This is a genomic window from Acidovorax sp. GBBC 1281 (assembly GCF_028473645.1).
In the GTDB taxonomy this organism is placed as follows: Bacteria; Pseudomonadota; Gammaproteobacteria; order Burkholderiales; family Burkholderiaceae_C; genus Paracidovorax.
This window is the reverse complement of the sequence record NZ_CP097269.1, coordinates 938,309-957,936: the sequence shown is the minus strand read 5'-3', so window position 1 is coordinate 957,936 and position 19,628 is coordinate 938,309. Positions and strand designations below refer to the sequence as shown.

The 19,628-nt window shown below is 67.6% G+C and carries 14 protein-coding genes; 7 read left to right on the top strand and 7 right to left on the bottom strand.

All coding sequences use genetic code 11. The annotated features are described in order from the left end of the window. Nucleotides 1-44: 44 nt before the first annotated feature. Nucleotides 45-695 (top strand): DNA oxidative demethylase AlkB, encoded by a 651-nt coding sequence (gene alkB / locus M5C96_RS04335; protein ID WP_272567412.1) that lies wholly within the window; start codon nucleotides 45-47, stop codon nucleotides 693-695. A 17-nt stretch (nucleotides 696-712) separates the two neighbouring features. Here alkB and M5C96_RS04330 read toward each other — a convergent pair whose 3' ends face one another. Both M5C96_RS04330 and M5C96_RS04325 read right to left on the bottom strand, forming a co-directional pair. Beyond that, on the bottom strand, nucleotides 713-1,693 hold the full coding sequence (locus M5C96_RS04330; protein ID WP_272567410.1) for a hypothetical protein: 981 nt from the start codon (nucleotides 1,691-1,693) through the stop codon (nucleotides 713-715). A gap of 431 nt (nucleotides 1,694-2,124) precedes the next feature. Then, nucleotides 2,125-3,069, bottom strand: coding sequence for a transglutaminase-like domain-containing protein (locus M5C96_RS04325; RefSeq protein WP_272567408.1), 945 nt, complete (start codon nucleotides 3,067-3,069; stop codon nucleotides 2,125-2,127). A gap of 266 nt (nucleotides 3,070-3,335) precedes the next feature. Here M5C96_RS04325 and M5C96_RS04320 point away from each other — a divergent pair, with 266 nt between their 5' ends. Next, nucleotides 3,336-5,456, top strand: coding sequence for a catalase (locus M5C96_RS04320; RefSeq protein WP_272567406.1), 2,121 nt, complete (start codon nucleotides 3,336-3,338; stop codon nucleotides 5,454-5,456). A 95-nt stretch (nucleotides 5,457-5,551) separates the two neighbouring features. Then, entirely contained in the window at nucleotides 5,552-5,944 is a 393-nt protein-coding gene (locus M5C96_RS04315) for a response regulator (protein WP_442867357.1), read from the top strand. Between the two features lie 143 nt (nucleotides 5,945-6,087). Here M5C96_RS04315 and M5C96_RS04310 read toward each other — a convergent pair whose 3' ends face one another. From M5C96_RS04310 to M5C96_RS04290, 5 genes are all read right to left on the bottom strand, one after another. Next, the gene (locus tag M5C96_RS04310) at nucleotides 6,088-7,212 is read right to left on the bottom strand and encodes a hybrid sensor histidine kinase/response regulator (RefSeq protein WP_272567404.1); all 1,125 of its coding nucleotides are present in this window, start codon (nucleotides 7,210-7,212) and stop codon (nucleotides 6,088-6,090) included. 26 nt (nucleotides 7,213-7,238) lie between these two features. Then, nucleotides 7,239-7,826, bottom strand: a complete 588-nt coding sequence (locus M5C96_RS04305; RefSeq protein ID WP_272567402.1) for a chemotaxis protein CheB — start codon at nucleotides 7,824-7,826, stop codon at nucleotides 7,239-7,241. After that, the gene (locus M5C96_RS04300) at nucleotides 7,823-8,677 is read right to left on the bottom strand and encodes a CheR family methyltransferase (protein ID WP_272567401.1); all 855 of its coding nucleotides are present in this window, start codon (nucleotides 8,675-8,677) and stop codon (nucleotides 7,823-7,825) included. Before M5C96_RS04300 ends, M5C96_RS04305 begins: the two co-directional genes overlap by 4 nt. Then, nucleotides 8,674-12,159 carry a response regulator gene (locus M5C96_RS04295; protein WP_272567399.1) on the bottom strand — a complete coding sequence of 1,162 codons (3,486 nt, stop codon included), beginning with the start codon at nucleotides 12,157-12,159 and terminating at the stop codon, nucleotides 8,674-8,676. The genes M5C96_RS04300 and M5C96_RS04295 overlap by 4 nt, the downstream gene beginning before the upstream one ends. A 124-nt stretch (nucleotides 12,160-12,283) precedes the next feature. Next, nucleotides 12,284-13,126 (bottom strand): plasmid replication/partition related protein, encoded by an 843-nt coding sequence (locus M5C96_RS04290; RefSeq protein WP_272567398.1) that lies wholly within the window; start codon nucleotides 13,124-13,126, stop codon nucleotides 12,284-12,286. Between the two features lie 73 nt (nucleotides 13,127-13,199). On the opposite strand from M5C96_RS04290, the gene M5C96_RS04285 reads away from it, so the two are divergent. From M5C96_RS04285 to M5C96_RS04270, 4 genes are all read left to right on the top strand, one after another. After that, nucleotides 13,200-14,900 (top strand): sensor domain-containing diguanylate cyclase, encoded by a 1,701-nt coding sequence (locus M5C96_RS04285; protein ID WP_272567397.1) that lies wholly within the window; start codon nucleotides 13,200-13,202, stop codon nucleotides 14,898-14,900. 58 nt (nucleotides 14,901-14,958) lie between these two features. Continuing rightward, a complete protein-coding gene (locus tag M5C96_RS04280) occupies nucleotides 14,959-15,324 on the top strand; it encodes a hypothetical protein (RefSeq protein WP_272567394.1) in 366 nt (121 codons plus the stop codon). Between the two features lie 139 nt (nucleotides 15,325-15,463). Next, nucleotides 15,464-17,608, top strand: a complete 2,145-nt coding sequence (locus tag M5C96_RS04275; RefSeq protein WP_272567392.1) for a TonB-dependent siderophore receptor — start codon at nucleotides 15,464-15,466, stop codon at nucleotides 17,606-17,608. 101 nt (nucleotides 17,609-17,709) lie between these two features. Further along, nucleotides 17,710-19,530, top strand: a complete 1,821-nt coding sequence (locus tag M5C96_RS04270; RefSeq protein ID WP_272567390.1) for a RecQ family ATP-dependent DNA helicase — start codon at nucleotides 17,710-17,712, stop codon at nucleotides 19,528-19,530. The last annotated feature ends 98 nt before the right edge of the window (nucleotides 19,531-19,628 follow it).

The following is a 19,628-nucleotide window of genomic DNA, read 5'->3' as shown; positions in this document are numbered from 1 at the left end:
CCCCCCGGTGGTGGCCCTGGCCTCGGCCCTTCTTCGCTCGTTCCATGACCGACGACCTGTTCGACACCGATGAAGCGCCGGGCGGCCGGCTCGTCCTCGGGCCCGGCGCAGTGCTGCTGCGCGGCTTCGCCCGCCCCGTGGCCACGGCGTTGCACGCGCAGGTGGCCGCCATCGCGCGGCAGGCGCCGTGGCGCCACATGGCCACGCCGGGCGGGCGCCGCATGTCGGTGGCCACCACGAACTGCGGCGCCCTGGGCTGGGTGAGCGATGCGCGCGGCTACCGCTACGCCGCCGTGGACCCGGACAGCGGCCGGCCGTGGCCCGCCCTGCCTGCCGTGCTGTCCACGCTGGCGGGCGAGGCGGCAGCAGCGGCCGGCTTTGCGGATTTCGTCCCGGACGCCTGCCTGGTCAATCGCTATGCCCCGGGCACGCGCCTGTCGCTGCACCAGGACCGCGACGAGCGCGACCTGCGGGCGCCCATCGTTTCGGTCTCGCTCGGGCTCCCGGCCACGTTCCTCTGGGGCGGCCTGGCGCGCGGCGACCGCGCCCTGCGCGTGCCGCTGCGCCATGCCGGCGTGGTGGTGTGGGGCGGGGAGGACCGCCTGCGCTTTCACGGCGTGCTGCCGGTGCCGCAAGGCCACCACGCGGAGTGGGGAGCGGTCCGCGTGAACCTGACCTTCCGCCGGGCGGGGTGAGCGGCGGGCGCGTGGTGCTACCGCCGCTCCCGTGCCCGCGCCAGCCACTGGCCCACGGACTCCCGCACGCCCTCGGACAGCGATTCGGCCACGCCACGGGCATACCCCTCGCCCAGCATGCCCTGCCCCGCATGGTGGAGGACCACCACCGCGTTGGCCAGGACCACGCGGTCCAGCCCTGCGCTTCGCGGGCGGGGAGGTTCACCACGCGCCGTGGTGGTGCCCGGGATCGCGGTGGTGTCCGGCACCTCCGGGGGTGAAATCGGCGCAGGCGCCGGGGCGCGGTGCTTCAGGTGCCAGTGGGCCATCACCGCGCCGATCCCCACGAACAATTGAAGTCCTGCGACGTCGCGGTCGGGCAGCCGCTGGAGCAGGCCCTGGATCGCCTCGCCCAGCAGTTCGCCCGCCAGCCGTGCGGCATCCAGATCCACCAGCGCTTGCGCGATGCGGGCCACGGCCTGCGGGTCGTCGCGTTCTTGCAGTTGCCGCGACAGCGCGGCGGTGCCGGTGGCGAACAGCCCGGCCGCCACCGCCACGCGCTGCGCCAATGCGGTGGCGGAGGATGGGTCCTGCAGCGTGTGCACGGCCAACAGGGTCCATTCGGAATGCGTTCTCATCTGCTCGCCCAGCCACAGGACGGGAGGCGCCAGGTGGCGCGCCCCGAGCCGCACCAAGGCGGGATGGGGCTGAAGCAGGTGCATGCCACGCGAGGCCAGCGCCCCCCAGGCGGGGCCGGAAGGCGGCGCTGGGGACGACGCCTGGGGCGAGGAGCGGGGCGGCAAGCTCACCGTGCCCGCGGCCGCGGCGTCACCGGGCGGGATGGGCGCGCGCGGCAGGATCGCGGTGGGCTCCTGCCGCTGCGCCGAAGTGCGGGGAGAACCGGGGGCACGGGTGTGTGGATCGGGCCGGGGGCTGCCGGACGCAGCCCCTTCGTGCGAACCACCGTCCACCGGCAGGCGTCGGGAGGGGAGCGATGGAGGAAGAGCGGCAGATGGCATGACAGGCACTCGGCGTGGCAGGGTGGCGAAAGAAAGGTTTCGCACACGCACGCCGACCGAGGCCGGTGTCCCGCCCCTGTGCGCCCTGTGCCTGATCCCGGTCCCCGTGCAGCAGGGTCCGGGCCACCTCTCCGTGAGGCTGCATTCCAACCTCGCGGGGAACGGAAAGGGGGGATTCACCCGAAGTGGCATGCCGCCTGGCGAAGCAGCTCCGGGCCTGTGCGCCGGACACGGGGAAGCCGTCAGCGCATCAACGCCGAGATGCATGATTGCTACAAAATATATAGCAAACAGAGCAATCAGTACTAGGGCGTCGTGCCACTTTCATGGTCACCATGGGGTGCCGCATGCCCGCGGCAGGCGAGCGATGCCCCGCAGGCATGGCGCGCACGCGGGCCGGCGGGCGCCGCTGCGCTCCCAAACCGAAGGCTTCAGCCGGCCATCACCGAGCGGCCGCCAGGGGCCGAATCGCTGCGCCCACCGGACATCACGGGCGATGCGCCCGAGTTCTGCGGCGCGTCGGTGGACAGGGCCAGGGACGAGTGCTGCGGCAACTGAAAGCCCCGCGACGGGTCCTGCACGGCCCAGGCTCGGATCTTGGGCGGCTGCGACTGCACGCTGCCGAAGATGGTGGCAAAGGCCACGTCCGCGGCATCCCGGCCGGTGGCCAGGCGCAGCATACCCATGGGAATGGCCGTGCCCGACGGATCGAACAGGTACCAGCGGTCGCCGAGATAGGCCTCGACGTAGGCGTGAAAGTCCGGCGGGCCCAGCGCCGGGTCGGCGCCGTAGTCGGTGCCGGTGGCGATGCGCGCGGGAATGTTCACCGCCCGGCACAGCGCGATCATCAAGTGGGCGAAGTCGCGGCAGACGCCGACGCGTTCGACGAACGTGTCCACAGCCGAGGTGGTCGAATTGGAGGTGTTGGAGCGGAAGGCCACGTGGTTGCGCACCCAGTCGCAAATGGCCTGCACGCGGCTGTAGCCCTGCCACAGGTGCCCGAATTCACGAAAGGCCAGCGTGGCCAGCCGGTCCGACTGGCAGTAGCGGCTGGGGAAGATGTAGCCCACGACATCGTCGGGCAGGTGGCGAACGCCAACCTCGGGAATGAGCGCCGGATCGGCGGTGTGGTGGTTCAGGTCCACCGTCGCGGTGTAGGCCAGCGTGAGCGGCCCGGGTTCGGCGTGCAGCCGCAGGCAGCGGGTGCCCGTGGCGGGATCGGTGTGCAAGTGCGTCGGAATGTCCTGGCTGATGACCAGGTTCTCGTCCTGAACGGTCTGGCAATGCGTCTGCGCTGCGTGGATGTTGAAGACGAAGTCAGCGCCGGGATCGCCTACCGCGTACTCCAACTCCAACTGGAGTTTCATTCGGATCATGGGGCCTGCCGTGGTGGTAGAGGGGAAAGGGCCTGCGTCTGGTGGGTCAGGAACCTGATCGATGCCGCACCAGACGCTGCTGGAGTATGTGTCCCATCGCGAGCGCGCCTTGTCAGTGGAGAGCGCATCGAAGTGCCAGCCCCCACGGCAGGTACCGCGATGATCCGCCCTGCGGGCAGTTCGGCCGACGCGGGCTTGTCCTACACCGGTGTCCCCCTGCACGGCAAAAGATCGGCGGTCCCACGGTAATCAACCAAAAGGCCCCCATGGCAAAAGCACCCGCAGTTCAACGTCCCGTGAAAAAGGCCTCCGCCCCCCCGTCCAAGGCCCACGAAGGCGAAGAACTGCGCGGCACTGGGGGCGAGTTGCAGCAGCAGGCCGGAGGCGCCCACCCGGTGCTCACCACCCAGCAGGGCATTCCGGTCGGGGACAACCAGAATTCGCTGCGGTCCACGCCCCGTGGCCCCACGCTGCTGGAGGACTTCATCCTCCGCGAAAAGATCACGCATTTCGACCACGAGCGCATTCCCGAACGCATCGTGCATGCCCGTGGCACCGCCGCGCACGGCTTCTTCGAGTTGACCGAATCGCTGTCTAAATACACCACCGCCCGCATCCTCACCGAGGCGGGCAAGCAGACGCCGCTGTTTTGCCGTTTCTCGACCGTGGCCGGCGGCGCTGGCTCGGTGGACACCCCGCGCGATGTGCGCGGCTTCGCCGTCAAGTTCTACACCGAAGAAGGCAACTGGGACCTGGTGGGCAACAACATCCCGGTGTTCTTCATCCAGGATGCGATGAAGTTTCCCGACCTGGTGCATGCCGTGAAGATGGAGCCCGACCGCGGCTTTCCGCAGGCGGCCAGCGCGCACGACACGTTCTGGGATTTCATCTCGCTGATGCCCGAGGCCATGCACATGATCATGTGGGCCATGAGCGACCGCACCATCCCGCGCAGCCTGCGCACCATGGAAGGCTTCGGCGTGCATTCCTTCCGGCTGCTCGACGCAGAAGGCCAGAGCACGTTCGTGAAGTTCCACTGGCGCCCCAAGCTGGGCATCCAGTCCACCGTGTGGGACGAGGCTTTGAAGCTGCAGGCGGCGGACAACGATTTCCATCGCCGCGACCTGTTCGAGTCCATCCAGGCCGGCAGCTTCCCCGAGTGGGAACTGGGCGTGCAGTTGTTCACCGAGGAAGAGGCCGAGGCGTTTCCTTTCGATCATCTGGACCCCACCAAGCTCATCCCCGAAGAGCTGGTGCCGCTCAAGATGATCGGCCGCATGGTGCTCAACCGCTGGCCCGACAACTTCTTCGCCGAGACCGAGCAGGTGGCGTTCTGCCCTGCCAACGTGCCGCCGGGCATCGACTTCTCCAACGACCCGCTGCTGCAGGGCCGCCTCTTCTCGTACCTGGACACGCAGCTGTCGCGCCTGGGCAGCCCGAACTTCGTGCAGATCCCGATCAACGCGCCCAAGTGCCCCTTCCACAACATGCAGCGCGACGGCCACATGCAGATGCAGGTGCCCAAGGGCCGTGTGGCCTATGAGCCGAGCAGCCTGCTCGGAGACAGCCCGCGCGCCTCGCTGGCGCAGGGCACGCGGCATTTCGCCGAAGTGGCCGATGGCGGCTCCAAGGGCCGCGTGCGGCCCGAGAGCTTTGCCGACCACTACAGCCAGGCGCGCATGTTCTTTCGCAGCCAGAGCCCGCTGGAGCAGGCCCACATGGCATCGGCGCTGGTGTTCGAGCTGTCCAAGGTCGAGACGCCCGCCGTGCGGACGGCCGTGGTGGCGCAGCTGCGCAATGTGGATGACAGCCTGGCCGGCCGCGTGGCCGATGGCCTGGGCATGCCGGAGCTCCCCGAGCCGTTCCCTGCCGCTGCGGCCGTGCAGGACCTGCCGCTGTCGCCCGCGCTGCGCATCATCGACCGCATGAAGCCCACCCTGGAGGGTCGCTGCGTGGGCATCCTGGTGGCCGACGGTTCGGCCGCCGCACCCATCGCCGCGCTGCGCAAGGCGGCGGAAAAGGCCGGCGCCACGGTGAAGATCGTGGCCCCGAAGGTGGGCGGCGCCGTGCTCGCGGATGGCTCGCGCCTGCCGGCCGATGGCCAATTGGCCGGCACGCCCTCCACGGTGTTCGATGCGGTGGCCTCGGTCCTTTCGCCCGAGGCGGGCGAGCAACTGTCGCGCGAAGCCGCCGCCGTGGACTGGTTCCGCGACGCCTTCGGCCACCTCAAGGCCATCGCCGCGTGCAAGGGTTCGCAGCCGATCCTGAAGGCCGCGGGCATCCAGCCGGACGCCGGCGTGGTGGACCCCGCTGAGACCGCTGCTTTCATTCAAGCGGCCACCACGCGACAATGGGCGCGCGAAACTTCCGTGCGCACGCTGGCATGATGCAAGCGCTGGCCCACCCCTCCACCCCGTTTTCCACTGACGCGCGACCGCCAGCCGGAGACCTTCACAGACCGCTCGACCGGACCGACCACAGCATGACCCCTCCCTTGCGCATCCTTTACGTTGAGGACAACGCGGAACTCCGCGAGACCATCGGCATGCTGCTGGAGGGGGACGACCGGGAGGTGTCGCTGTGCGCCACCGCCGAAGAGGCGCTGAAGCTGGATGCGCAGGGCGCCTACGATCTGGTCGTCACCGACGTCAGCCTGCCCGGCATGTCGGGTACCGACCTGTGTCGCCAGCTGGTGGCGGAAAATCCGCAGCGCTGGATCGTGCTGTGCTCGGGCTACCAGTTCGGCCACGGCCTGAATGCCCTGGGCCCCAATGTGCGTGCGCTGCTCAAGCCGTTCGAGCTGGAAGAGCTGGAAGAGCTCATGGATTCGATCCGCGATCAACTGCGCGGATCCAGCTCCAATCACCCTGCCTGACCGCAGAGCATCGCCACAGTGAAAGGGGGGCTTCGTGCCCCCTTTTTTTCGTTCTTCTGGCGGCGCAGCCGCCGCAGCCACGCCAATAGATCCCAACACTCACTGAAGCCGGCCCAGACCGCGTGTGGCCCGTGGCGCAGGGATTAGCGCGCTGCGGGCCGGGCCGCGGCCGGTTGGCGGGGCAACTGCACATGGAAGGCCGTGTGGCCCTCGCGCGAGCAGACGTCGATGCGGCCGCCATGGCGCTGCACGATCTGGTGCACGATGTAGAGGCCCAGCCCCAGCCCCTGGTGCTGCCCCGGCTCGCGCTCCCGCCCCCGGAACGGATCGAACAGGTGGGGCACCAGTGCCGGGGGGATCGTCCCGGTATTGCGCACGGTGAGTTCCACCCGGTCGGCCGCCGTGCCGTCCAGCGTCACCTGCACCGGCTCGGCCGCATCGCCATGGTGAATGGCATTGCCCAGGAGGTTGGCCGCCACCTGGCACAGGCGCTCGGCATCCCACTGGCCCGTCAGGTTGCCCTTTTGCGTGACCTCGATGGTCCGGTCGGGGTGGCTGACGTGCAGTTCGTTCACCGGACGCTGCACCAGCTCGCCCAGGTCGGCGGGCCCGGTCTTCACGGGCAGCCCGCCGGACTGGCGCGCCCGCGTCACATCCAGCAGGTCCTCGATCATGCGGCCCATGCGCTGCGCGCTCGACTGCATCTTGCCGGCGATGGTCTGCACCTTGTCGGGCTCCTGCGGCCGCTGCAGCACCAGCGCGCTCGCCAGGAGGGCGCTCAGCGGCCCCCGCAGGTCATGGCTCAGGACGGCCATGAACATCTCGTTCACCCGAAGGGCTTCGGTGCGTTCCTGCAGTTCGCGCGCCAGGGCCACCTTCTGCTTTTGCAGGTCGAAGAACACGTTGGCCTTGTTCACCAGCACGTGCGGATCGATGGGCTTGTAGAGAAAGTCCACCGCGCCGGTCTCGTAGCCCTTGAACTGCCAGTTCTGGTCGCGCGAGCCCGCCGTCATGAAGATGAGCGGCACATGGCGGGTGCGCTCGCTGCCGCGGATCAACTCGGCCAGCTCGAAGCCGTTCATCTCGGGCATCTGCACGTCCAGCAGCGCCAGAGCCACGTCAGTGTGCACGAGGAGCAGTTCCAGGGCCTCGGAGCCCGAAGCGGCCTTGAGGATCTGCACGTCGTCGCGCTGCAGCAAGGCCTCCAGGGCGATCAGGTTTTCCTCCACGTCGTCGACGATCAGGCACTTCACCGGGGCAGTGCGCACGGGGGACGGCGGGATGGGGGCGGGTATCAAGAAGCTCTCCGATGGAACAGGGTCTCTAGCAGCGAAGCGATGCGCTGCGGGGAAAGAACATGGCCGGGCGTGCAGGCGCTCATCGCGGCTTCGGGCATGAAGGGCACGGGGGCGCTGTCCGGGTCCTGCACGACCGTGGTGCCCCCCGCGGCCTGCACGGCCGCCAATCCTTGCGCCCCGTCGCTGTTGGCACCCGACAGCAGGATGCCAAGCAAGCGCTCACCATACGCGTCCGCCGCGGATTCGAACAGCACATCGATGGACGGACGCGAAAAATGCACCGGATCGTCCACGGACAGCGCCAGCGAAGGCCCGCCATCGATCAGCAGATGGTAGTCCGGCGGCGCGAAGTACACGGTCCCGGGCTCGACCGGCTCCTTGTCCTGGGCTTCGCGCAAAGGCACGGCGCAGCTGGGCTGGAAGATTTCGCACAGCAGGCTGGGCCGCTCGCGCGGCAGGTGCAGCACCACGAAGACCGCGGCCCGCAGACCGGACGGCAGCGCCGGCAACAGGACCGAGAGCGCTTCGATGCTCCCCGCGGAGCCGCCGATCACCACCGCCTGCGGGCGGATGCGGTCGCTCATGCCCCACCCTTCTTCTGGTACAGGCGGTCCTGCGGCACGAGCTCTTCGAACTCCCCGGCATGCGAAGAAAAGCGCAGCGACTCCTTCGACCCCAGCCCGAGAAAGCCCTTGCGGCACAGCGCATCGCGGAACAGACCCAGCGCGCGGTCCTGCAGGTCGCGGTCGAAATAGATCAGCACGTTGCGGCAGGACACGAGCTGCACTTCGGCGAACACGCTGTCGGTGGCCAGGCTGTGGTCCGAGAACACGATGTGCTTGCGCAGGCTCTTGTCGAGCACCACGCGCCCGTAGGCGGCGGTGTAGTGCTCCGACAGGGAGGTGCGCCCGCCCGACCTGGCGTGGTTTTCGGTGAAGGCCGGCACGCGCTCGATGGCGTAGATGCCCGCCTCGGCCTTCTGCAGGGCGTTGGCGTTGATGTCGGTGGCATAGATCAGGGTGCGCTCCAGCAGCCCCTCCTCCCGCAGCAGGATGGCCAGCGAATACACCTCCTCGCCCGTGCTGCAGCCCGCCACCCAGATCTTGAGCGACGGGTAGGTGCGCAGCACCGGCACCACGGTCTCGCGCAGTGCGCGAAAGTACGTCGGGTCGCGGAACATCTCGCTCACCTGGACCGTGAGGTATTCCAGCATGGCGGGAAACACTTCCGGGTCGTGCAGGATCAGATGCTGCAATTGCGAGACCGTGCGGCAATGGAACCGTGTGAGCGCTGTCTGCAGGCGGCGCTTGAGCGAGGCCTGCGCATACCCGCGAAAGTCGTAGTGGTAGCGCCGGTAGATGGCCTCGACCAGCAGGTGCTGCTCGATGTCGAACGTCTTCTTTCGCTGCTGCTGCGCCGCCGGGTCTTCGCTCATTTGGGCATCCACACGCGAACGAGCGACAGCAGTTTCTCGACATCCAGCGGCTTGGCGATGTAGTCGTTGGCGCCGGCGGCCAGGCACTTCTCCTGGTCGTCCTTCATGGCCTTGGCGGTGAGCGCGATGATGGGCAGGCGACGCCATTCGGGGCGCTTACGGATCTCGCTCATGGCGGTGAAACCGTCCATCTCCGGCATCATGATGTCCATCAGGACGAGATCGACCGTGGCCGCGTCGCCGGACTGCGCACGCTGCAGCGCCTCCAGCGCCTCGCGGCCGTTGCGCGCGATCTGCACCTTGGCACCGGTGGGCTCGAGCACGCTGGACAGCGCGAAGATGTTGCGCACGTCGTCTTCGACCACCAGGATGTTGCGCCCCTCGAAGGTGGACTCGCGGTCCCGGGCCATCTGCAGCATCTGCTGGCGGTCCGCGGGCAGCTTGGACTCCACCTGGTGCAGAAACAGCGTGACTTCGTCCAGCAGCCGCTCAGGCGAGCGGGCGTCCTTGATGATGATGGACTTGGAGTAGCGCCGCAGCCGCTGCTCTTCGTCGCGCGACAGCGAGCGGCCGGTGTAGACGATGACGGGCGGGAACGCCACCTCTTCCTGGCCGGCCATCTTCTCCAGCAGCTCGTAGCCGCTCAGATCGGGCAGGTTCAGGTCCATCACCATGCAGTCGAACGTGCTGGAGCGCAGCAGTTCGAGCGCGCGCTGCGCCGTCTCGGCACCCACGATCTCGACATCGCCATTGGCCAGCAGGTGGTGCATGCTCTCGCGCTGGCGCTCGTCGTCCTCCACCACCAGCACGCGGCGCAGGGCCTGCGTGAATTTTGCCTCCATGCGCTGCAGCGCCTGCACGAGTTCGTCGCGCTTGACGGGCTTGAGCGCATAGCCGATGGCCCCCCGGCCCATGGCCTCCTGGGCGTAGTCGGCCACGGAGACGACATGCACCGGAATGTGCCGCGTCACCGGGTTGCGCTTGAGCTGGTCGAGCACCGCCAGGCCGGAAATGTCCGGCAGGTTCATGTCCAGCACGACCGCGCTGGGCATGTATTCGAGGGCCGCGGCCAGGCCTTCGCCACCGGTGTGCGTGATCACGGACTGAAAGCCCATCTCCCGCGACAGGTCCAGCAGGATGCGTGCGAAACGCACGTCATCCTCGACCACCAGGATGGTGCGGCGGCCGGGCGCCAGCTGGTCCCGGTCGTCCGCCACGGCATTCGCCGGGCGCCGCACCGCGCCGGCGGATGGCGGCACGGTCGGCGCACCGCCTGCCGGCGGCGCGGACAGGCCGGCAGGGCGGCCGGCCGGCGCCGGAGCCGCGGGGGCCGGCGAGGCCTGCGCGGTGGGCCGCGCCGCGTCCTGCGGGGCATTCAGGGGTGCCACCAGGGGCAGCACCAGCGTGAAGATGCTGCCTTGTCCCGGTGTGCTTCGCACGGTGATGCTGCCGCCGAGCAATTTCGCCAGGTCCCGGGAAATCGACAGTCCCAGGCCCGTCCCGCCGTACCGGCGGTGGGTGCTGCCGTCGGCCTGCCGGAACGCCTCGAAGATCAGTTCCTGCTGGTGCTCGGGAATGCCGATGCCCGTGTCGCTGACCGCGAACGACACCGTGCCGTCGGCGTTGCCGAAGACGCGCAGCGAGACCTCGCCCTGCTCGGTGAACTTCAGGGCGTTGGACAGCAGGTTCTTCAGCACCTGGCCGAAGCGCTGCACGTCGGTCTGCAAGGTGGCTGGGGCGCCTGGCTCCACCGTGCAATGCAGGGCCAGGCCCTTGTCGTGCGCGACGGGCCGCAACGGGTCCACCAACGCGTTCACCGCGCGGGCCACGTCCATCGGCTCGATGGAGATGGTGGCCTGCCCCGCTTCGATTTTGGACAGGTCAAGGATGTCGTTGATGAGGGACAGCAGGTCGTTGCCCGCACCATGGATGGTCTGGGCATATTTGACCTGCTCGCCCGTCAGGTTGCCGGACTTGTTGTCGGCGAGCAGCTTGGCCAGGATGAGGCTGGAGTTGAGCGGCGTGCGCAGTTCATGGCTCATGTTGGCCAGGAACTCGCTCTTGTACTGGCTGGCCTGCTCCAGGTCATTGGCCTTTTGCGACAAGGCATCCTGCGCGCGCAGCAACTGCTGCTTCTGGTACTCCAGCTGCTGCGTCTGCTCTTCCAGCTGGGCGTTGCTCTGCTCCAGCTCGGTCTGCTGCGCTTCCATCTGGGCCTGGGACTCCTGCAGCACCCGGCTTTGCTGCTCGAGCTCTTCGTTGCTCACGCGCAGCTCTTCCTGCTGGGCCTGCAATTCCTCGGCCTGGCGCTGGGTTTCTTCCAGCAGGGCTTCGAGCCGGGTCCGGTCGATGGCCGAGCGGATGGAGGTGGCGAGCAATTCCGACGCGCGGGTGAGCAACTGCAGATCGGCATCGCGCAACGTGCGGAAGAACCCGAACTCGATCACCGCATGCACGACGCCGTTGTGCACGGCCGGCACCAGCACGATCTCGGCCGGCGTGGCGTGCCCCACCCCCGAGGAGATCGGCAGGTAGTTCGTCGGCACTTCCGTCACATGCATCAGTTGGCGGGAATCGGCCACCTGCCCCAGCAGGCCCTGCCCGCTCAAGACCCGAGCGCCCACCTGCGGATCAGCGAGCGCATAACTGCCAAAGCGCTGGAATATGCCGCCGCCCTCCGACACGTAAGCTGCGCCCACCCGAGCGCCCAGCCAGTCGGCCAGGTAATCCATCACGATAGGCCCTAGATCGCTCAAGCGATGATCGCCCTGCAATCGGTTGCCCAGACCTACCAATCCGCTTTTGATCCAGTCTTCGCGCACCTTCACGCGTTGGTCCGCGCTCACCAACGCTGCAGAAGCCAGGATCAATATCAGTAAGACGAGGGAACTGGTCCATGTGAAATACGCCCCGAAACTAGCGACCTTCTCCCATTCCCCGCGACGGTTGTCCAACTCCTGGCGCTCGGCGTCTGACATATCGCGCACGATATTGCGGATGGCATCCATCGTGGCGCGTCCACGATCTGTGCGAACGATTTCAATCGCGCCTTCGGCATTGCCCGAGCGGCGCAAATTCACTGTTTCATCGAGTTCCGCCATCTTCTGCGCCACCAGTGCCTGCAGGTGATCGAACCTTTGCAATTGGTCTGGAGTGCCCTGCACCAACGAACGCAGCTTGCTCATTTCGGGCTTGAGGATCGCCTGGGCGGCAGAATAGGGCTGCAGGTAACGCGTTTCTCCCGTCAGCAAGTACCCCCGTTGCCCTGTTTCCGCATCTTTGGTGACGGACAACACCGTCTGCATCTGCGAAAGCGATTCAACCGCCGCATTGATGCGTGCCACAGCGTCTGCACGCTCTTGTTGAGACTGATAGGTGAACAATGCGATGACAGCTGTAGCGAAAGCCGCCAGCAAGAAGCCGGCAAGCAAGCGGATGGGCATGCCTCGCTGAATCTGGAAGGAGGGGGCGTTGGATGTCATGGCGCGGATCGGAGTGGGCCCAAATCATAGAGCCCAATGGCATGGCGGTAACACCCGCACACAAGGTGCGGATACCCGCGGAACAGGTGGGGCGCGGTGGCGCAAATGCCCTTGCGCCCTGTCCCTAGGTGCCTGGCTGCGCCTGACAGGCCGCCAACTGGCGGCGCAGTTCCTCGTTCTCGGCCGTGAGTTCGGCCACGCGGTCGCGCAACGACTGCAGCGTGTCGGGCGATGGGGCGTCGGCTTCGTCCCGCGGCTTGCGCTTGGCTTCGCGCACCCGCTTGGCCGCCTGCTTGAGTTCGTCGCCTCCCGCCATGGCCGCCGCACGCTGTTCGTCCTGCGGCAACGTGGCCACGGCCGCCGCCGCGTTGAGCGAGAGGGCGCCCGCCTTGACCGCGGCCACCACCTCGGGCGCGGCCTGCTTGCGTATTTTTTCGATCATCACCACCTGGCTGCTGCTCAGCCTTGCAGCCTTGGCAATGGCCTCCCTGCTGGACAGCGGCTGGGGCTCTGGCGATGGTGCCTGCGCCGGGGCATCGGCTGCGATCAGGCCCGGCGCGGCGGCATCGGCGGTGCCCACGCCATCCCCTGGTTGGCCGGGGGTCGCCCCCGTAAGGGCTTCGCCATTGGCGGCGCGCACGTTGCGGTCGGCCAGAATCTCCCGCTTGCGCAGGGCCAGCACGCCGCGCTGGAAGTCCGATACGCTACGCCGGCCCAGGTGCTGGTCGATCATCCACAGGTGCACGTCTTCCATGGAGCGGAAATTTTGATTTTGAACCGTCTGGAACGGCAACCCATGCTTTTGGCAGATACCGTACCGGTTATGGCCATCGACCAGCACCTCGCCCCACAGCACCAGCGCATCGCGGCACCCTTCCGCCAGCAGGCTGCGCTCCAGGGCCGCGTGCTCTTCGGGGCTCAGGGGGTCGATGTAGGCCTTGAGTTCTTCGTTGACGACGATATGCATGGGCGGGGTTTCCAGGACCAAAGGGCCGGCATTGTAGAGAGCCGATCCTGATCCGGAGAAAATCGCCAGGCGTATGAAAACCACCGACAAGGCCAACGGCTCACGCCAGAGCTTCAGAGGACAGCTGACCCTGCTGTTCGGCGGGCTGTCGCTCGCCAGCCTGCTGGGCGTGGGGGTTTACGTGGGCCACATCGCCACGGGGGAACTGGCCCGGTTCGGCGGCGAACTGCTGCACACCAGTGCCCGGTCGGCCGCCGACCTGCTGGCAACCAACCTGCGCGAGCGGGCCCAGGAGATCGACCTCCTGCGCCAGTTGGCACTCTTCACCCGCGGCGACCTTTCCGCCCAGGAAATGCGGCAGGCGCTGGATCTGCGCAAGACCACCCACAACGAATACGCCTGGATCGGCGTCACCGACGCGAGCGGACGGGTCACGCAAGCCACCGATGGCGTGCTGGTCGGAGCCCAGGTCGAGCACCGGCCGTGGTTCCAGTCCGCCCGTTCCGGACTGTTCGTGGGCGACGTGCACGAGGCCGTGCTGCTGGCCAAGCAGCTGCCCAACCGCAACCCGGACCAGCCGCTGCGCTTCATCGACTTCGCAGCCCCCATCCTGGACGAACAGGGCCAGTTGCGGGGGGTGCTGGGTGCCCATGCCCACTGGTCCTGGGTGACCGAGACGGTGGAGTCCATCGTGGTGAACCGGGTCGGTCAGCACGGCGCAGAGGTGCTGATCGCGGACAAGGCCGGGCACATTCTTTACCCGTTCCAGCATGCCGGACTGCTGAATCTTCCTGCCGGCGCCTCGCCGCAGGCACAGTCGGAGCGCCTGCAATGGAGCGATGGCGCGGTGTACCTCACCAGCATGGTGGAGATACCGACCGTGGCGCACACCGATCTGGGCTGGCGCATCGTGCTGCGCCAGCCGCTGGACAAGGCACTGGCTCCGGTGAAGGCGCTGCGCCAGCAACTGATTCTGCTCGGCCTGCTCACGGCCCTGGCCTGCGCCTTGGTGGCCTACCGGCTGGCAGCGCGCATCAGCCGACCCATCGAGCAGTTGGCCCGCGCCGCCCGCATGATCGAAAACCGCGCTGGAACGCCGGTGTATCCGGGCGACGAACACGCGTCGGAGATCACGCAGCTCAACCACTCCTTCCAGTCGATGACGGCATCCCTGCTCGAACGCGAGCGCGAGCTGTCCCAGTTGAACACCTCCCTGGAAGCCCAGGTGGCGGAGCGCACGCAGGCGCTGCACCGGGCCAACCAGGAACTGGAGAACCTGGCGATTCACGATGCCCTCACCGGCCTCTACAACCGCCGCAGGTTCGACGAAAAGCTGCGCGAGTACGTGCAGCTCTTTCAGCGCACGGGCCGGACCTTCGCGCTGCTGGTCATCGACGCCGACCATTTCAAGCATGTCAACGACCACCACGGCCACCAGGCCGGCGACGCGGTGCTCCAGCAACTGGCCCAGGTGATCTCCGGCAGCGTGCGAATCACCGATTTCGTGGCGCGCTACGGCGGCGAGGAATTCGTGGTGCTGCTGCCGGAGCCGCAGGACCGGCAAGAGGGCCGCGTGGTGGCCGAAAAGATCCGTGTCGCGGTGAGCCAGAGCCACTTCCCGGCCGTCGGCCAGCTGACCGTGAGCCTGGGCATGAGCTTTTGCAGCCTGAAGGACACCAGCGAAACCGACATCGTCCAGCGTGCCGATCAGGCTCTGTACCAGGCCAAGCAGCAAGGGCGCAACCAGGTGGTGGTGGCGACCGAAAGCGCCTGACACCTTTTACCCCGGCGGGAAAGCGGCAGAGACGCCGCTATGATTCGGCGCCCTCGCCATGAACCATCGCCGCGCCCTCCTTCGCCTGCTCCTGCTTGCCGTGTTCCTGCACACGTGCATCGGGCTGCCCTTGCACGAGGCGGAGCACCTGCGGGTCGCCATCGGCACAGGCCCGGAGGCCGTCAGCGTGGTGCAAGACGACGCGCCGCAGCCGGCGAAGCCGGCGCACGCGTTGGAGCACGGCCCCTGCGCCGGGTGCATGGCATTCGCGCAGCCCGCCGCCCTGCCCGGTGGCATCGGATTGCCGGTGCCGCAGGCAGGCGCCGGCCCCAACTGCCCGCAGCCCACAGCGGCATTTGCCTTCGTGCCGGCACCTGGCCGCTGGCCTTTTGCATCGCGCGATCCCCCTCTTCCCATCGCCTGATGCATGCCGCCCCGCAAGGCGGTCGCATCCCAGCTGGGTCTTTTCTCTCTCGCCGTGGCGGCGCTGCCGCCGCGGGCGGGTCCGTGCATGCCATCCGGCCGCCCTGCATCGCGGCCGGCGATTTTTCTTCAGTACGTCCATGTTCCTCATTTCCTGCCGGGGCGCTCGCACCCCCTTCCCCCTCACGCTCGCCATGGCGGCCCTGTCGTGCGGCTCTTCCATGGCGCAGACCGCCGACAGTGCGCCCCAACTGTCCACCGTCGAGATCGTCGGACGCACCGAGTCCGGGGCCTACCATGCCGAAGAGGCCGCGGGTGCCAAGACCGACCTGCCGCTGCGGGAGCTGCCGCAATCGGTGCGGGTCGTCACCCGCCAGGCCATCGACGACCTGGGTGCCACCCGGCTCGATGATGTGCTCGACTACGTGGGAGGTGTGTCCCGCCAGAACAATTTCGGCGGGCTATGGGACAACGTGGCCATCCGCGGCCTGCCTGGCAATGAAAACACCGGCATGGCCACGTTAATGAACGGCTTTTCCTCCAACCGGGGCTTCAACGCGCCGCGCGATCTGGCCGGCGTGGAGCGCATCGAATTTCTCAAAGGCCCCGCTGCAGCGCTCTATGGCAGCAGCGAGCCCGGCGGCACCCTGAACATCGTCAGCAAGCGGCCCTTGTGGAAGGCAGCCAACGCCGTCGAGGGCTCCGTGGGCAGCCAGGGCCTCAAGCGGGGCGCATTCGACAGCACCGGCCCCATCGGCGAGAACTTCGCCTATCGCCTCAACGTGGCAGCGGAGGACCGCGACAGCTTCCGCGACCATGTGAGTTCCGAACGGCGTGTGGTCGCCCCGGCATTCACCTGGAAGCTGGGCCGCGACACGTCGCTGGAATACGCCGGGGAGTTTCTGCGCCATGCCACGCCTTTGGACCGGGGCGTCGTGGCCGTGGGCAATCGGTTGGGCACCATCCCGCGCAGCCGATTCCTGGGCGAGCCGGGCGATGGCGATGTGACAGTGGAGAACCAGACCCATCAGTTCATCCTGTCGCACGAATGGAGCCCGCAATGGCGCAGCCGCGTGGGCTTGTCGTACCGCGAGACCTCCATCCAGGGCTTCTCCACCGAAGCCAGCGCACTGCAGTCCAATGGCCTGCTGACCCGCCAGCGCCGCTTTCGGGACTTCGCCTCGGACGACATCGCATTGCAGGCCGAACTGCAGGGCAACGTCAAGGCCGGCGGCATGGAACACGAACTGCTGTTCGGCGTGGAGAGCTTCAAGTTCCATCTGGACACGCTGATGCTGCGCGCCAACCCCACGGCGACCTCCCCCTATGCGATCGACATCCAGGCCCCTGTCTACGGACAGTCCCAGCCCACGCCATTGCCCAACACCGACACCCTGGAGCGCCAGCGCAACACCGCGCTTTATTTTCAGGATGCCATCAAGCTGTCGCCGACGTGGCGCCTGGTGGGCGGGGTGCGCGTGGACCAGTACCGGCAGTCGCTGGAAAACCGGCGCAATGGCACCACGGTCCGCCAGGAGCCGTCATCCACCTCGCCGCGCGTCGGCCTGAGCTGGCTGCCGTCCTCGCAATGGACGGTGTATGCGAACGCGGGGCGTTCGTTCCGCCCGAACGTGGGGTCCGACAGTGCTTCGCAGCCTTTCGATCCGGAAACCGGGCGTTCCCTGGAAGTCGGCGCAAAGTGGGAGAGTGCCGACCAGCGCATGGGTGCCACGGCCGCCCTGTTCGACATCCGCAAACGCAATGTACTGACCTCCGACCCGCTCAATTCGAGCTATTCCGTGGCCGCTGGCGAGGTGCGCAGCCGGGGCCTGGAGCTGGATTTCGCAGGCCAGGTGACGGCCCGCTGGCGGGTCAATGCCAGCCTGGTTCTGAACGACGTGGAAATCACCCGGGACAACACCCTGGAGGTCGGGGGCCGGCTGCTCAACGTGCCCAAGGTCAATGGCAGCGTGCTGGCGGTGTACGAGAACGCCTTCGACAATGGGCAACGCTATGGCATCGGTGGCGGCGTCACGCACGTCGGCCGCCGCCTGGGCCAGGCCCGCACCCAGGCCGAAGCCAATGCGGGATCGGCGGCCTTCGATCTGCCCAGCTACCGCACAGCCAAGCTGGTTGCCTACTGGCGCATCACCCCGGCCGTGCGGCTGACCCTGGACGTGGACAATGTTTTCGACACCACGTACTACACCAGTTCGTACAGCCGCCTCTGGGTTGCACCGGGCACGGCGCGCGCGGTGACGCTGGGCGTGCAGGCACGTTTCTGACACATCGCGCAGGGGGTGGAGGGGGCAGAGACAGCGGATGACATCCGGCGTGAGCAACGTCTGACGTGGGGGAGATGCGGCCCCCGCCAGCATGGCAGCCTATGCCTGTCATCCCGCCCCAGCCCATACCCGCCTCCCCCAAACGTGCCCGCCAGCCGAGAGCACCCCGCAAGCCGTCAGCGGCACGCATCCAGTCGGTGCTGAAGAAGACGTTCGGTTTGCGCGAGCTGCGGGCGGGCCAGCGCGAGGTGATCGACCGCGTGCTGCAGTCCGAAAACACGTTGGCGGTGATGCCGACCGGGGCGGGCAAGTCGCTTTGCTACCAATTGCCTGCCCTGATGATCGAAGGCAGGACGGTGGTGGTGTCACCGCTCATCGCGCTCATGCGGGACCAATGCGACTCGCTGCGCGAGCGGGGTGTTTCCGCCGTGCAACTGCACAGCGGGCTCACACCGCAGGAAACGCGCGAGGCAGAGCAAGCCATTGCTGATGGCAGCGCACGCATCGTGCTGACCACCCCGGAGCGGCTCGCCGACGCAGAATTTCTGGCCTTGGTTGCCTCCAGCGGCCCGATCGGCCTGCTCGCGGTGGACGAAGCCCACTGCATCTCCCAATGGGGCCATGACTTTCGGCCGGCCTTTCTCGAAATCGCCGGAGCGGTGGCACGGCTGGGCCGCCCGACCGTGCTGGCGCTGACCGCTACAGCGGCCGGGCCGGTGGCGGCGGACATTCGCAAGCAACTGGGCATTCCTGCCGCAGGCGTCGTCGACACGGGGACTTACCGGCCGAACCTCCGCTACCGCGCCGAAGCGCTGGCCAACGAAGCGGACAAACGGGCGCGCCTCATCGACATCGTGAAAGCGGCCGAGGGTTCCGGGCTGGTCTATGCCGCCACGGTGAAAGCGGCGCAGGAGGTTCATGCAGCGCTGCGCGCTGCGGAGGTCGCGGCGGGCCTCTACCACGGGCGCATGCCAGCCGCGGAGCGCAGTGAAGCCCAGGATGCGTTCATGCGGGGAGAAGTCCGCGTGATGGTCGCCACCAATGCGTTCGGACTGGGCATCGACAAGCAGGATGTCCGCTTTGTCGTGCACTACCAGATGCCGGGCGGCCTCGATGCGTACTACCAGGAATCAGGGCGTGCGGGACGCGATGGCGATCCAGCAGACTGCACGCTGCTGTTTCTCCGCAAGGACAAAGCGGTGCAGCAGTTCTTTCTGGCGGGCCGCTACCCTAGCGCGGACGACATCGACGCGCTCTACCAGGCATTGCGCGATCCCGCGCCGCAAGACCCGGGCGTCTGGACGCTCGACAGCCTGCAGGCCCGCCTGGACCGGCCCCGCAACAAGCTGCAGGTGGGACTGGGCCTGCTGCAGCGGCACAAGATTGTCTCGAAAGCGCGCAGCGGCGCACTCTCCCTGCGCAAGACGGAACTGGAGCCCGCGTCGGTGCGTGCGCTCCTGCAGGCCTATGCCGACAAGCGGGAGCAAGACCAGCAGGCGCTGGAGCGCATGGTGTTCTATGCGCAGACGGGTCGCTGCCGTTGGCAGGTGCTGCTCGAGTACTTCGACCCATCGGACGAACCGCAGCGTTGCGGTAACTGCGACAACTGCATTCGCATGGCCCAGCTGGCCCAACAGGCTTTGGCCGAGCGGGCTGCCGACACGGTGCGGAACCTGGGGGCGACCGACCTGGGCGAAATGGGAGAACCGGCCATCGCGTCGGCAGCGCAAGCCCGTCGTGATGCCCAGGCGCTCGAACCGGGGGCAACCGTTCGCGTCAAACGGTATGGCCAGGGCACCGTGGCGGCCATCGACGCGATTTCCGTCACGGTGGATTTTGCCGATGGGACCCAACGCTGCTTTCAGCCGGACTTCGTGCGGCGGTTTGTTCCCCGGGGCACCCGGGCCAAACCGCTGTCTTGAGCCGGGCCCACAAACCGGAGTGGGTTGGCTGAACGGGGGCCTGCCGCTTACGCCGTCGCTGGGCGTCCAAACCCTGCCAGTTCTTCGCACCTTGCAAA

Excerpts from the sequence above, each read along its gene's own strand:
- alkB (WP_272567412.1), top strand. The coding sequence starts at position 45 with ATGACCGACGACCTGTTCGACACCGATGAAGCGCCGGGCGGCCGGCTC.
- M5C96_RS04330 (WP_272567410.1), bottom strand. The coding sequence starts at position 1,693 with ATGCCATCTGCCGCTCTTCCTCCATCGCTCCCCTCCCGACGCCTGCCG.
- M5C96_RS04325 (WP_272567408.1), bottom strand. The coding sequence starts at position 3,069 with ATGATCCGAATGAAACTCCAGTTGGAGTTGGAGTACGCGGTAGGCGAT.
- M5C96_RS04320 (WP_272567406.1), top strand. The coding sequence starts at position 3,336 with ATGGCAAAAGCACCCGCAGTTCAACGTCCCGTGAAAAAGGCCTCCGCC.
- M5C96_RS04315 (WP_442867357.1), top strand. The coding sequence starts at position 5,552 with ATGACCCCTCCCTTGCGCATCCTTTACGTTGAGGACAACGCGGAACTC.
- M5C96_RS04305 (WP_272567402.1), bottom strand. The coding sequence starts at position 7,826 with ATGAGCGACCGCATCCGCCCGCAGGCGGTGGTGATCGGCGGCTCCGCG.
- M5C96_RS04300 (WP_272567401.1), bottom strand. The coding sequence starts at position 8,677 with ATGAGCGAAGACCCGGCGGCGCAGCAGCAGCGAAAGAAGACGTTCGAC.
- M5C96_RS04295 (WP_272567399.1), bottom strand. The coding sequence starts at position 12,159 with ATGACATCCAACGCCCCCTCCTTCCAGATTCAGCGAGGCATGCCCATC.
- M5C96_RS04290 (WP_272567398.1), bottom strand. The coding sequence starts at position 13,126 with ATGCATATCGTCGTCAACGAAGAACTCAAGGCCTACATCGACCCCCTG.
- M5C96_RS04285 (WP_272567397.1), top strand. The coding sequence starts at position 13,200 with ATGAAAACCACCGACAAGGCCAACGGCTCACGCCAGAGCTTCAGAGGA.
- M5C96_RS04280 (WP_272567394.1), top strand. The coding sequence starts at position 14,959 with ATGAACCATCGCCGCGCCCTCCTTCGCCTGCTCCTGCTTGCCGTGTTC.
- M5C96_RS04275 (WP_272567392.1), top strand. The coding sequence starts at position 15,464 with ATGTTCCTCATTTCCTGCCGGGGCGCTCGCACCCCCTTCCCCCTCACG.
- M5C96_RS04270 (WP_272567390.1), top strand. The coding sequence starts at position 17,710 with ATGCCTGTCATCCCGCCCCAGCCCATACCCGCCTCCCCCAAACGTGCC.